The 15,495-nt window shown below is 73.9% G+C and carries 1 protein-coding gene (only partly in view); it reads right to left on the reverse strand.

Annotated elements, in window-relative coordinates; translation table 11 throughout:
- A protein-coding gene (locus O7622_RS23190; protein WP_282310311.1) for a type I polyketide synthase crosses the window boundary here: on the reverse strand, positions 1-15,495 show its 3' portion. The gene runs 14,343 nt beyond the window's last position; only the last 15,495 of its 29,838 coding nucleotides appear in the window; its start codon lies beyond the right edge, outside the window — the gene reads right to left on this strand; its stop codon occupies positions 1-3.

Genomic DNA, 15,495 nt, shown 5'->3' on the forward strand with positions numbered 1-15,495 from the left:
CTAGATTCCCGGCAAATTGCCGCCGGGGCCACCCAGCTCGCGGTGGATGAAATCGAAGATCTCGGCATCGGTGGCGTCGTCGAGGGTGTGCGTGGCCGATTTCTCCTCGACGGGACCACGGTCGTCGCCCCACCGGGCGACGAACGCCTGCAGCTGCACCAGCAGCTTCTGCCGGGTCAGCCGGTCCGGCGCGTCGGCCGCGAAGACACCGTCGAGCCGTTCCAGCTCGGCGAGCAGCGGGGCCGCCGCGGCGGCGCCGTCCTCCGCGAGCCGGTCGCGCAGGTGCCGGGCGAGGGCCGCCGGCGTGGGGTAGTCGAACACCACGGCGGCGGGCAGTTGGACGCCGGTGGCGGCGCGGAGCCGGTTGCGCAGCTCCACGGCCGTCATCGAGTCGAACCCGACCTCGCGGAACGCCCGGTCGGGCTCCAGCCCCGCGTCCCCGCCGTGGCCGAGCACGGTCGTCGCCAGGCCGCCCACGAGGTCGACGAGGACGCCTTCGCGTTCGGCGGGGTTCAGCGGCCGCAGCCGCTCCCGCAGCGCGGTCGCCGCCTCGTCGTCCGCCGGCTGGCGCTCGTCGTCGGCGGGCATCGCCGCGCCCGCCTCCGGGACCCCCGTCAGCAGCGGGCACGGCCGCATCGACGCGAACGTCGGCACGAACCGGTCCCAGCGCACGTCGGCGACGATCAGCCCCGCCTCCGCCCGCAGCGCCTGCCCGAACGCCTCGAGGGCCAGCTCCGGGGGCAGCCCCGGCAGGCCCCGCCGGCGCAGCTGCTCCTGCTCGGGCGACTCGGGGTCGTCGCTCCACGGGCCCCACGCCACGGCGGTGGCCGCCAGTCCCCCGTGCCGCCGGTTCGCCGCGAGCGCGTGCAGCAGCGCGTCGCCGGCGGACTGGCCGGCCCGGCCGCCCGCGCCCCACACCCCCGTTGTCGAGGTGCACAGCACGAACGCGTCGAGCGGGCGGTGCGCCAGCTCGTCGGCGTACCTCGGGACGTCGCCGACGGTGGCGGCCAGGTCGGCGGCCAGGCCGGCGAGGGTCAGCTCGGCGAGCGGCACCGAGCCGGTCTCGGCCGGGACGTGCACGAGCGCGGTCACCGACCGTTCCTCGGCGGCGAGCTGCTCCATCAGGTCGCCGAGCTTGCCCGTGGCCGGCTCGGCCAGCGGGAGCACCTCGGCGCCGTGGCGGCCCAGCCAGTCGGTGGTGTGCCGGGCGAGGGCGCCGGTCCCGCCGGTGAGCAGGACGGTGCCGTTCGGCCGGTAGCCGTCGCCCGCCGCCGGCAGCCCGGTGTCGCGGACCAGCCGCCGGGTGTGCACGCCGGCCTCCCGGACGGCGAGCTGGTCCTCACCGTCGACGTTGACCAGCGCCCCGGCCAGGGCCGCGTACGCCGCCTCGGCCGGGCCCGCCGGCAGGTCGACGACTCCGCCGACGTGCCGGGGGTGCTCCAGCGCGGCGACGAGGCCGAGGCCCCACGTGGTGGCCTGCGCCGGGTGCGCGACCGCTTCCCCGTCGACGGCGACGGCGCCGGTGGTGGCCAGCCACAGCGGTACGGCCGGGCCGGAGCGGCCGGTGTGCGCCTGCACCAGCAGCAGGTTCGCCGCCAGGCCGGTCGGCAGTGCGGTCTGCTCCGGGTGCGGCGCCTCGTCCAACGCCAGCAGGGACAGCAGCGCCGTCGGCTGGTGCGCGGCGGCGAGCCGGTCGAGGTCGGCGGCCAGACCGTCGCGGGTGGCGGTGGCCGGGTCGACGGTCAGCAGGTGCACCGTCGCGGCGCCGGCCGTGAGGGCGGCGAGCACCCGGTCGGTGACCTGGTGCGGCGGGGCCACCACCAGCCACGTGCCCGGGTCGGCGCCGGTCAGCGCCCGGCGTTCCCAGGTGACCCGGTACCGCCAGCCGGCCAGGGTGCCGTCGAGCTGCTGGCGACGCCGCCACGACTCCAGTTCCGGCAGCAGCTCGCGCATCGGCTGGTCCGGGTCGAGGCCGAGGCGGCCCAGGTCGCCGTCGGTGACGGCCCGCCAGAACGCGTCGTCGACCGGGTCGGCGGCCGGTGCCGGCAACGTGTCGAGGGTCGGCCAGTAGCGCTGCGGCCGGAACGCGTACGTCGGCAGCTCGGGCAGCAGGCGGGGATCCGGGCGGGGGCCGGCCAGCGCGGCGAGCACCGCCGCCCAGTCGACGTCCCGCCCGGTGCCGTCCACGACGGCCAGCGCGGCGAGCAGGGCGGCCGGCTCGTCGGCGCCGGCGCGCAGCGCCGCCACTGCAGTGCCGTCCTCGTCACCGGGCAGCAGGCCGGCGGCCATCGCCGTCAGCACCGCCTGCGGTCCGAGCTCCAGGAAGGTGTCCACGCCCGCGTCGCGCAGCGCGGCGATCCCGTCGGCGTACCGGACGGCCTCGCGGACGTGGCGCACCCAGTAGTCGGGCGTACGGATCTCGTCGGGCTCGGCGAGCCGCCCGGTCAGGTTCGACACGATCGGCAGCAGCGGCGCGGCGAACGCCAGCCCGTCGAGGACGGCCCGGAACTCGGCCAGCATCGGCTCCATCAGCGGGCTGTGGAACGCGTGGCCGACCCGCAGCCGGCGGGTGCGCACCCCGCGTTCCCGCCAGAGCCGCTCCAGCCCGTCGAGGGCGTCGACGGCCCCGGCGAGCACCACGGCGGTGGGGCCGTTGACGGCGGCGACGCCGACCCGGTCACCCAGCCCGGCCAGGGACTCGACGACGGCCGCCTCGCTGGCGGCGACGGCGAGCATCCCGCCCCCGGCGGGCAGGGCCTGCATGAGCCTTCCCCGGGCGGCCACCAGCGTGGCGGCGTCGGCGAGGGACAGCACGCCGGCGACGTGCGCGGCGGTGATCTCGCCGATGGAGTGCCCGGCGACGTGCCCGGCCACCACCCCGAACGACTCGACCAGCCGGAACAGGGCCACCTCCAGCGCGAACAGCCCCGCCTGGGTGAAGACCGTCTCGTCGAGCAGCGCCGCCTCGGCGCTGCCCTCGGCCGCGAACAGCACCGGCTTCAGCGGCTGCGGCAGTTGGTGGTCCAGGGCCGCGCAGACCTCGTCGAGGGCCGCCGCGAAGACGGGGAACGTGTCGTACAGCTGGCGGCCGGCGCCGGGACGCTGGGCGCCCTGGCCGGAGAACTGGACGGCGAGGCCGCCGGCGCGTCGCCGGGCGGTGACCACCGCGGGGTGCTCCTCCCCGGCGGCCAGGGCGCGCAGCGCGGCCAGCCGGGTCTCCCGGTCGGCGGCGATCACCGTGGCCCGCCGGCCGAGGTGGGCGCGGCCGGCGGCGAGCGCCCAGGCGACCAGGCCGGCCGGGTCGTCGCCGATCGCGACGCGGTCAGCCAGCCTCCCGGCCTGCTCGCGCAGGGCGGGCAGATCGGCGGCGGAGACCGGCCACGGCAGAGCCACGGCGCGGTGGTCGCGTCGCGCTTCGCCGTGCCCCACTGTCGCTTCGAACGCTGTGGTGTCGGCGGCGGCGACCGGCTCCGGGGCCTCCTCGATGATCACGTGGGCGTTGGTGCCGCTGATGCCGAACGAGGAGACGCCGGCCCGGCGGGGCCCGTCCGTGGCGGTCCACTGTCGTGCCTCGGTGAGCAGCGCCAGCGTGCCGGAGGACCAGTCGACGTGCGGGGTCGGCGCGTCGACGTGCAGGGTCTTCGGCAGCACCTCGTGTTGCAGGGCCAGCACCATCTTCATCAGGCTCGCCGCACCCGCCGCGGCCTGGGTGTGGCCGATGTTCGACTTCACCGACCCGAGCCACAGCGGCCGCTCGGCGGTTCGGTCCCTGCCGTACGTGGCCAGCAGCGCCTGCGCCTCGATCGGGTCGCCGAGGGTGGTGCCGGTGCCGTGCGCCTCGACGACGTCCACGTCGGCGGGGGTGAGGCCGGCGTTGTCCAGCGCGTGCCGGATGACCCGCTGCTGGGCGGGCCCGTTCGGGGCGGTGAGGCCGTTGCTCGCGCCGTCCTGGTTGACGGCGCTGCCCCGTACGACGGCGAGGATCCGGTTGCCGTCGCGCTGGGCGTCGGAGAGCCGCTGGAGCAGCAGGACGCCGACGCCCTCGCCCCAGCCCGTGCCGTCGGCGGCCTCGGCGAACGCCTTGACCCGCCCGTCGGCCGCGAGGCCGCGCTGCCGGGAGAACTCCAGGAACGCGCCCGGGGTCGACATCACCGTCACGCCGCCGGCGAGGGCGAGGTCGCACTCGCCGCTGCGCAGCGCCTGCGCGGCCAGGTGCAGCGCCACCAGCGACGACGAGCAGGCCGTGTCGACGGTGACCGCCGGGCCGTGCAGCCCGAACGAGTACGCCAGGCGGCCCGAGACCACCGACGCGCCGTTGCCGGTCGCCTGGTAGCCCTCCACCTGCGACCGGGCGCCCAGCAGCAGCGTGGCGTAGTCCTGCCCGTTGGTGCCCATGAAGACGCCGGTGGCGGAGCCGCGTACCCGGTGCGGGTCGATGCCCGCGCGTTCGAAGACCTCCCAGGTGGTGTGCAGCAGCAGCCGCTGCTGCGGGTCCATGGCGAGGGCCTCGCGCGGGTTGATCCCGAAGAACGCGGCGTCGAAGCCGACGACGTCGTGCAGGAAGCCGCCGCTGCGGGTGTAGCTGGTGCCGACCCGCTCCGGGTCGCTGTCGAACAGGCCGTCGAGGTCCCAGCCCCGGTCGGTCGGCATCGGCGTGACCGCGTCCACCCCCTCGGCCAGCAGGCGCCACAGCTCCTGCGGCGACGACACCCCGCCCGGGAAGCGGCAGGCCATGGAGACGATCGCGATCGGCTCGTCGGCCGCCGGCCGGGCAGGGGCCACGCCGCCGGTGACCGGGCCGCCGTCCGCGCCGATGACGATTTCGGTACGCAGGAAGCGGGCCAGTTCCGCCGCCGACGGGTGGTCGAAGACCACTGTCGACGGCAGGGTCAGGCCGGTGACCCGGCCCAGCCGGTCCCGCAGTTGCACGGCGGCGAGGGAGTCGAAGCCCAGCTCCCGGAACGCCCGGCCGGCTGGCACCTGGTCGGTGGTGGGGTGGCCGAGCACGGCCGCCGCCTCCGCGCGGACGAGGTCGACCAGCAGCGCCTCCTGGCCGGTCGCCGGCAGCGTGGCGAGCCGGTTGCGCAGCCCGTCGGTGGCGGCGGCGCTCTCCGGCCGCTGCGGCTCCCCGGCGACGGCGGGGGCGACCCGGTCGAAGAGGTGGCTCGGCCGTGCGGCGGTAAACGCCGTGACGAACCGGGACCAGTCGACGTCCACGATCACCGGGACCGGCTCGGGGGCGTTCACCCAGCGGCCGAGCGCCGCGACGGCGGCGTCGGGCGCGAGCGGGCTGAACCCGCGGCGGCGCAGGCCGTCGGCGGTCTCACCGGCGGCCATGCCGTCCTCCGCCCACGGGCCGTACGCCAGCGCGGTGGCGGGCAGGCCCTTCGCCCGGCGGGCTGCGACGAGGGTGTCGAGCAGGGCGTTGCCGGCCGCGTAGCCGGCCTGCCCGCCGCCGCCCCAGACACCGGCGACCGAGGAGAAGACCACGAACGCGTCGAGGTCGCGACCCCGGCAGGCGGCGTCGAGGTGCAGGGCGCCGAGCACCTTGCCGGCCAGGGTCTCCGACAGCTCGCCGTCGGTCACCTCGTAGGCCGGGGTGGTGCCGCCGGACGCCCCGGCGGTGTGCACGACGGCGGTCAGCTCCGGCAGCCCGGACACCAGAGCCTCGACGGCGGCCCGGTCGGTGACGTCGCACGCCACCACCCGCACCGCACCCAACTCGGCCACCAACTCCGCCGCACCCGGCGCCCCCGGACCCCGCCGCGAAGCCAGCACCACCTCACCAGCCCCGTTCGCCAGCAACCACCGCGCCACATGCCGACCCAACGCACCCGTACCACCGGTCACCAGCACCGTCCCGGCAGGCCGCCAACCCACACCCACCGGCGGCACGGCCGGCACCAGCCGCCGGCCGAAGATGCCGCTGCGGCGGACGGCCACCTGGTCCAGGGTGCCGTCGGCGAGAACCGCGACGAGCCCGGCGCGGGCGCCGCGGTCGGCGCGGGCGGGCAGGTCGACCAGGCCGCCCCAGCGGTCCGGCTGTTCGAGGGCGACGACCCGGCCCAGGCCCCAGGCCAGGGCCGCCCAGACGTCGTCGATCCGTTCGCCGGCCGTGACGGGCATCGCGGTCCGACTGAGCGCCCACACCCGTCCGGCCAGGCCGGTGTCGGTGAGCGCCCGGACGAGGGTGAGCAGGGCGGCCGTGCCAGCGGGCAACGCCGGCGTGTGCGCCGGGGGCCGGTCCTGGCGGGGCAGGACGCAGAGCACCCCGGCCCAGCCGTCCCCGCTGATCCGGCGCAGCCGCTCGCCCAGGTCGGCGCGGTCGAGGGTGGACGACACGGTGAGCGTGTCCACCCGGGCGCCGGCCTGGGTGAGGGTCTTCGCCACGCCCGCGTCGGCGCCGCTGTCGACGGTGACGACCAGCCACCGCCCGGACAGCCTGGTCTTCGGGTTCGGCCGGACCGGCTCCCACCCGATCCGGTACGACCACCTGTCCAGCGCGGTGTCCCGGGTCCGGTGCCGACGCCAGCGCGAGAGGACCGGCAGGGCCGGGCCGAGCGTGTCCAGGGCGTCGGGGTCGTCGTCGAGTTCGGCGGCGAGGGCGGCCAGGTCGCCACGCTCGACGGCGGTCCAGAACTCGACGTCGCCGCCGTCCGGGGCGGCCTGCTTCTCGGCCGTGCCCTCGGGCCAGTAGCGCTGGTGCTGGAAGGCGTACGTGGGCAGGTCCACCCGCCGCGCACCGGTCTCGGCGAACCACCGCCGCCAGTCAACCGCCACCCCGTGCACGTGCAACTCGGCCAACCCACCCAGCAACCCGTGCACCTCGGACCGGTCCGCGCGCTGCACCGCCACGGCCAGCACGCCGTCCCCGCCCGCCAGGGCACCGCCGACCATCGCGGTCAGCACACTACGCGGCCCGACCTCCAGGAACGTATCCACACCCGCCGCCCGCAGCGCCGCCACACCATCGGCGAACCGCACAGCCTCCCGCACATGCCGCACCCAGTACTCGGCGCGGGTGATCTCCTGCGGGTCGGCGAGCGCCCCGGTCAGGTTCGACACCACCGGCAACAACGGCGCCCGGAACGCCAGCCCCGCCAGGACGGCACGGAACTCATCAAGCATCGGCACCATCAACGGACTGTGGAACGCATGACTCACCGCCAGCCGACGGGTACGCACGCCCCGGTCCCGCCAGGCCTGCTCCACCTCGGCCAACACCTCAACCGCACCCGACACCACCACGGCGGTAGGCCCGTTGACCGCCGCGACACCGACCCGATCGGTCAGCCCGGCGAGCGACTCCGCCACCGCCGCCTCGTCAGCGGCCACAGCCAGCATCCCGCCACCGGTCGGCAGCGCCTGCATCAACCGACCCCGCGCCGCCACCAACTGACACGCGTCCGCCAGAGACAACACACCCGCCACATACGCCGCCGTCACCTCACCGATCGAATGACCAGCCACCACGTCGGGAACCACCCCGAACGACTCCACCAGGCGGAACAACGCCACCTCGACCGCGAACAACCCCGCCTGCGTGAACACCGTCTGATCCAGCAACCCCGCCTCAGCGGAACCCTCCGACGCGAACAGCACCTCACGCAACGGACACGGCAACAACGGATCGAGGTGCCCACACACCTCGTCCAGCGCGGCGGCGAACACCGGGAACAGGGCGGACAACTCCCGACCCATCCCCGCACGCTGCGCACCCTGACCCGAGAACAGCAGCGCCAGCTGACCGCGTGCGGCGGCGGAACCGGTCACGACGGCCCCCGACGGCTCGCCCGCGTCGAGGGTCCGGAGCGCGGCGAGCAGGTCGTCCCGGTCGGCGGCGGTGACGACCGCCCGGTGCTCGAGCGCGGGCCGGGTGGTGACGGAGGACCAGGCCACGTCCAGCGGACGCGGGGCCTCGTCGACGCTCAGCCACCGCGCCCACCGGCCCGCCTGAGCGGCGAGTGCCGCAGCGTCGCGGGCCGACAGCAGCACCGGCACCACCGGCGGCACCTCGCGGACGACGACCTCCCCCTCAACCACCTCGGCAGGCGGCTGCTCAATGATCACATGCGCATTCGTGCCGGAGATCCCGAACGACGACACCCCCGCCCGACGCGGCCGACCCACCTGCGGCCACGGGGTGGGCTCGGTGGCCAGGGCCACCGCCCCCGCCGACCAGTCCACATGCGGGGACGCCTCATCCACATGCAACGTCGCCGGCACGACGCCGTGCCGCATCGCCAACACCATCTTGATCACACCAGCCACACCGGCTGCCGCCTGCGTGTGCCCGATGTTCGACTTGATCGACCCAAGCCAGAGCGGTTCCCGCCCCTGCCGGTCCTGCCCGTACGTCGCCAACAACGCCTGCGCCTCAATCGGGTCACCCAGAGTCGTACCCGTACCGTGCGCCTCGACGACGTCCACGTCGGCGGTGGCGAGCCGGGCGTTCGCGAGGGCCTGCCGGATGACCCGCTGCTGCGACGGACCATTCGGCGCCGTCAAACCATTCGACGCACCATCCTGGTTCACCGCCGTGCCCCGCACCACGGCGTGGATGCGCCGGCCTTCCCGCTGGGCGTCGGAGAGTCGTTGCACGAGCAGCACGCCGACGCCCTCGGACCAACCCGTACCATCCGCCGACGCCGCGAACGACTTACACCGGCCATCGGCCGACAGACCACGCTGCCGCGAAAACTCCACGAACGTCCCCGGCGTCGCCATCACCGTCACACCACCGGCGAGCGCGAGGTCGCACTCACCCGACCGCAACGCCTGCGCCGCCAGATGCAACGCGACAAGGCTGGACGAACAGGCAGTGTCGACAGTGACCGCCGGACCCTCCAAGCCGAACGTATACGCCACCCGACCCGACAACACACTGCCCGACGTACCCGTACCGACGTAACCCTCCACCTCATCGGCCAACCCCATGAGCTGCGACGCATAGTCGTGATACATCACACCCGCGAAGACACCCGTCCGGCTGCCCCGAAGCCGCTGCGGATCAAGCCCAGCCGACTCAAACGACTCCCACGACGCCTCCAGCAACAACCGCTGCTGCGGATCCATGGCGAGGGCCTCACGCGGCGAAATACCAAAAAAGCCCGGGTCGAACTCCGCAGCCCCGTACAGAAAACCACCACGCCGCGTGTACGACGTACCGCTACGCCCCGGATCCGGATCGAACAACGACTCCAGATCCCAACCGCGATCCGCCGGGAACTCCCCGACCCCCTCCCCACCACCGGCCAGCAGCACCCACAACTCGTCGGGAGACTCCACCCCACCCGGGTAGCGGCAAGCCATACCCACAATCGCGATCGGCTCGTCGGCGCCGACGACCGTGCCGGCGACCGGTGCGGTGGCCGACGCGCGAGCGCCGGCCAGCTCCGACCACAGGTGCTCGGCGAGTACGGCCGGGGTCGGGTAGTCGAACACCAGCGTCGAGGCCAGCCGCAGCCCCGTGGCCGCGTTCAACCGGTTACGCAGGTCCACCGCCGTGAGCGAGTCGAAGCCCAGCTCCCGGAACGCCCGGTCCGCCGGCACCGACTCCGCACCACCGTGCCCCAGCACCTGCGCCACCAGACCGCGTACCAGCACGTCGACCTGGGCGCGGCCCTCGTCCTCGGTGAGCCCGGCGAGCCGCTCGGCCCAGCCGCCACCGCCCTGCCCCGCCTGGCGGCGGGTGCTGCTCACGCCGATCAGGGTGCGCAGCACGGCCGGCACTGTGCCGCCGGAGGTCGCCGCCCGCAGCGCGGGAACGTCGATCACGGCCGGTACGAGGACCGGACGGTCGGCACGCAGGGCCGCGTCGAACAGCTCCAGCCCAACCTCGGCACTCATCGGCGTCAAGCCCGCCCGCGCCGAACGCGCCCGGTCCGCCCCGTCGATCGACGCGGCCATACCGTCCGTGTCCCACATACCCCACGCCAGACTCACCGCAGGCAACCCGAGCTGCCGCCGGTACACCGCCAACCCGTCCAGGAACGCGTTACCCGCCGCATACGCCGACTGACCCGGCGAACCCAACACACCCGCCACCGACGAAAACACCACGAACAAATCCAGACCAAGACCCGCCGTCGCCTCATGCAACAACCAACCCGCCGACACCTTCGGCGCCAACACCCCCACCAGACGCTCCTCGGTGACCCGCTCGACCACGCCGTCATCCAGCACACCAGCGGTATGCACCACACCCGCCAACCGACCCCCGGCACCAATCTCAGCCACCAGCCCGAACACCTGATCCCGGTCCGTCACATCACAAGCCACCACCCGCACCGACGCACCCAACGCGGACAACCGCTCCGACAACTCACCCGCACCCGCAGCCCCCGGACCACGCCGCGACACCAGCACCAGCGACCGCACGCCGTACGCCGACACCAGACGCTCCGCCACCAGCGCGCCCAGCGCACCCGTACCACCCGTCACCAGCACCGCACCATCACCCACGACCGGCGTCTCCGCCGCCGTGACGCCGGCCCGGACCAGGCGCGGCGAGTACACCGCACCCCCTCGGACGGCCAACTGGCCGCCGGTCGCGGCCGGTTCCCGCAGGACGCCGTCCAGCAGGGCAACCAGCGCGGCGTCCAGGTCGCCGTCGACGTCCGCGAGGACCATGCGGCCCGGGTGCTCCGACTGCGCCGAACGCAGCAGACCCCACACCGCCGCGCTCGCCAGGTCGGTCACCCGGTCGCCGTCGCCGATCGACACCGCGCCCCGGGTCACGACCACGAGCCGCGAGTCTGCCAGGGCGTCCGCCGCGAGCCAGGACTGCACCGTCGCCAGCACGTCCGAGGTCACTGCCCGGACCGACTCCGGCGTCGCCGCGCCGGGCGCGGGGAACACCGGCAGCAGCAGCGTCCGGGGGACGGACTCCTCCCCCGCGACCGTCGCCACGTCGGCGTACGTGGGCATTCCTACCGGTGCCGGCAGCTCCAGGCCTTCGGTCACCAGCGCCCATCCGGAAAGCTCCCCGGCGGGTGCGGCCTCCACGGCCGGCCACCGCAGCTCGAACAGCGACCGCGAGGCCACGCCCGGCGCGGCCACGCCGGTCAGCTCTCGCAGGACGAGGGAGTCCATCGACACTACCGGCGCGCCCACCTCGTCGTACGCGGCCAGCCGCAGCCCGGAGCCGTCGCGGGTCAGGCGCACCCGTAGCGTCCCCGCGCCTGCGGCGTGGACCTGCACGCCCTCGAAGGCGAACGGCACCCGTGGTCCGCTCGATTCCTCGCCACCGAGCAGCAGCCCGATCGGGTGCAGGGCGGCGTCCAGCAGCGCCGGGTGCACGCCGAATCCGGCGCTCTCCGTGGCGGCGGCCTCCGGCAGGGCCACCTCGGCGAACAGTTCGTCGCGGCCGACCCAGGCGCGCTGGAGCCCCTGGAAGACCTGCCCGTACGCCAGGCCGTGCTCCGCCAGCGTGGCGTACCACCCCGCGAGGTCCACCTCCGACGTCGCGGCGGGGGGCCAGGTGATCGTGTCGGGCTCGTCGGCTGTGGACGCCTCCAGCACACCCTCCGCGTGCCGGGTCCAGCCCGCCTCGGGATCGTCGTCGGGGCGGGAGTAGACGGCGACGGGACGCTGCGGCGACTCCGACGTGGACACCCGCACCTGAATGCGTACGCCCCCGGATTCGGGGAGCACCAGCGGGGCGGCCATGGTCAGCTCCCGGAGCCGGGAGAGGCCCACCTCGTCGCCGGCGCGTACGGCCAGCTCGACCAGGGCCGTGCCGGGTACGAGCGTCAGCCCGGAGACCGTGTGGTCGGCCAGCCACGGGTGCGTGGTCAGGGAGAGCCGGCCGGTCAGCACCATCTCGTCGTCGCCGGCCAGGTCCACGGTCGCGCCGAGCAGCGGGTGCCCGGTGCGGCCGAGTCCGGCCCCGGACACGTCGCCCGTACGCGCCCGGTTGGCGGCGGGCCAGTAGCGCTGGTGCTGGAAGGCGTACGTGGGCAGGTCCACCCGCCGCGCGCCGGTCTCGGCGAACCACTGCCGCCAGTCGACCGCCACACCGTGCACGTGCAACTCGGCCAGGGCATGCACCAACGCCTGCGCCTCCGAACGGTCACGGCGCTGCACAGCCACCGCCAGCACGACCTCATCATCGGGCAGCACATCGACAGCCAACGCGGTCAGGACGCTCTGCGGCCCGACCTCCAGGAACGTATCCACACCCGCAGCCCGCAGCGCCGTCACCCCATCGGCGAACCGCACAGCCTCCCGCACATGCCGCACCCAATACTCCGACGTGCAGATCTCATCGCCAGCCACGGCACCGGTCACGTTCGACACGACCGGCAGCAGCGGCGCCCGGAACGCCAGCCCCGCCAGGACGGCACGGAACTCATCAAGCATCGGCACCATCAACGGACTGTGGAACGCATGACTCACCGCCAGCCGACGGGTACGCACGCCCCGATCCCGCCAAACCTGCTCCACCTCGGCCAGGGCCTCGACGGCACCCGACACCACCACGGCGGTAGGCCCGTTAACCGCCGCGACACCGACCCGATCGGTCAGCCCCACGATCGACTCCACCACCGCCGCCTCATCAGCGGCCACAGCCAGCATCCCGCCACCGGTCGGCAGCGCCTGCATCAACCGACCCCGCGCCGCCACGAGAACGCACGCATCCGCCAGAGACAACACCCCAGCCACATACGCCGCCGTCACCTCACCGATCGAATGACCAGCCACCACATCCGGAACCACCCCGAACGACTCCACCAGGCGGAACAACGCCACCTCGACCGCGAACAACCCCGCCTGCGTGAACACCGTCTGATCCAGCAACCCCGCCTCAGCGGAACCCTCCGACGCGAACAGCACCTCACGCAACGGACACGGCAACAACGGATCGAGGTGCCCACACACCTCGTCCAGCGCGGCGGCGAACACCGGGAACAGGGCGGACAACTCCCGACCCATCCCCGCACGCTGCGCACCCTGACCCGAGAACAGCAGCGCGAGCTGGCCGCGCTGGCCGGTGGCGCCGGAGACGACCGTACCGGTGGGGTCGCCGTCGGCAAGGGCGGTCAACGCCGCGACCAGGTCGTCCCGGTCGGCGGCGGTGACGACCGCCCGGTGCTCGAGCGCGGGCCGGGTGGTGACGGAGGACCAGGCCACGTCCACCCCGCGTGGGGCCTCGTCGGCGGCGAGCCACCGCGCCCACCGGCCCGCCTGACCGGCGAGCGCCGCAGCGTCGCGGGCCGACAGCAGCACCGGCACCACCGGCGGCACCTCGCGGACGACGACCTCCCCCTCAACCACCTCGACAGGCGGCTGCTCAATGATCACATGCGCATTCGTGCCGGAGATCCCGAACGACGACACCCCCGCCCGACGCGGCCGACCCACCTGCGGCCACGGGGTGGGCTCGGTGGCCAGGGCCACCGCCCCCGCCGACCAGTCCACATGCGGGGACGCCTCATCCACATGCAACGTCGCCGGCACGACGCCGTGCCGCATCGCCAACACCATCTTGATCACACCAGCCACACCGGCTGCCGCCTGCGTGTGCCCGATGTTCGACTTCACCGACCCGAGCAGCAGCGGCCGATCCTGCGGACGCTCCTGCCCGTACGTCGCCAACAACGCCTGCGCCTCAATCGGGTCACCCAGAGTCGTACCCGTACCGTGCGCCTCCACCACGTCCACATCAGCCGGGACCAGACGCGCGTTCGCCAGCGCCTGCCGGATCACCCGCTGCTGCGACGGACCATTCGGCGCCGTCAAACCATTCGACGCACCATCCTGATTCACGGCGCTGCCCCGCACCACCGCCAGCACGCGGTGCCCGTTGCGCTGGGCATCCGACAGCCGCTCCACCAGCAACACACCCACACCCTCGGACCAACCCGTACCATCCGCCGACGCCGCGAACGACCGACACCGGCCATCAGCCGACAGACCACGCTGCCGCGAAAACTCCACGAACGTCCCCGGCGTCGCCATCACCGTCACACCACCGGCCAACGCCAAATCACACTCACCACTACGCAACGCCTGCACCGCCAAATGCAACGCCACCAGCGACGACGAACACGCCGTGTCCACAGTGACCGCCGGACCCTCCAAGCCGAACGTATACGCCACCCGACCCGACAACACACTGCCCGACGTACCCGTACCGACGAAGCCCTCGGCGTCCGGCGGCAGGTCCATGAGGCGGGAGGCGTAGTCGTGGTACATGACACCGGCGAACACGCCGGTCCGGCTGCCCCGAAGCCGCTGCGGATCAAGCCCAGCCGACTCGAACGACTCCCACGACGCCTCCAGCAACAACCGCTGCTGCGGATCCATGGCGAGGGCCTCACGCGGCGAAATACCAAAAAAGCCCGGGTCGAACTCCGCAGCCCCGTACAGGAAACCACCACGCCGCGTGTACGACGTACCGCTGCGCTCCGGGTCCGGATCGAACAGCGACTCAAGATCCCAGCCGCGATCGGTGGGAAATTCGGAGATCCCGTCCCCGCCGCCGGCCAGCAGCGCCCACAGCTGGTCGGGCGTCTCGACGCCGCCCGGGTAGCGGCAGGCCATGCCCACAATCGCGATCGGCTCGTCGGTGCCGGCGGTGCGCACCGCCGCCCGACGGGCGGTGATCTGCCCGGAGACCTGCTCGTAGAGGTGGTCGGCGAGTACGGCCGGGGTCGGGTAGTCGAACACCAGCGTCGAGGCCAGCCGCAGCCCCGTGGCCGCGTTCAACCGGTTACGCAGGTCCACCGCCGTGAGCGAGTCGAAGCCCAGCTCCCGGAACGCCCGGTCCGCCGGCACCGACTCCGCACCACCGTGCCCCAGCACCTGCGCCACCAGACCGCGCACCAGCACGTCGATATGGGTGCGCGCCTCGTCGGGCGCGAGGCCCGCGAGCTGGTTGGCCCAGTCGCCGCCCCGCGCGGCCCGTCGCCGGGACGCCGTCGATCCGATGAGGGTACGCAGGACCGCCGGCGCCGGGCCGGCGCCGAGCGCTGCCCGCATCGCCGGTACGTCGATCACGGCCGGTACGAGGGCCGGACGGTCGGCACGCAGGGCCGCGTCGAACAGCTCCAGCCCAACCTCGGCACTCATCGGCGTCAAGCCCGCCCGCGCCGAACGCGCCCGGTCCGCCCCGTCGATCGACGCGGCCATACCGTCCGTGTCCCACATACCCCACGCCAGACTCACCGCAGGCAACCCGAGCTGCCGCCGGTACACCGCCAACCCGTCCAGGAACGCGTTACCCGCCGCATACGCCGACTGACCCGGCGAACCCAACACACCCGCCACCGACGAAAACACCACGAACAAATCCAGACCAAGACCCGCCGTCGCCTCATGCAACAACCAACCCGCCGACACCTTCGGCGCCAACACCCCCACCAGACGCTCCTCGGTGACCCGCTCGATCACCCCGTCATCCAGGACACCAGCGGTATGCACCACACCCGCCAACCGACCCCCGACACCGATCTCAGCCACCAGCCCGAACACCTGATCCCGGTCCGTCAC

Origin of the sequence: Micromonospora sp. WMMD1076 (assembly GCF_029581475.1) — a bacterium.
GTDB classification, from domain to species: Bacteria; Actinomycetota; Actinomycetes; order Mycobacteriales; family Micromonosporaceae; genus Micromonospora; species Micromonospora aurantiaca.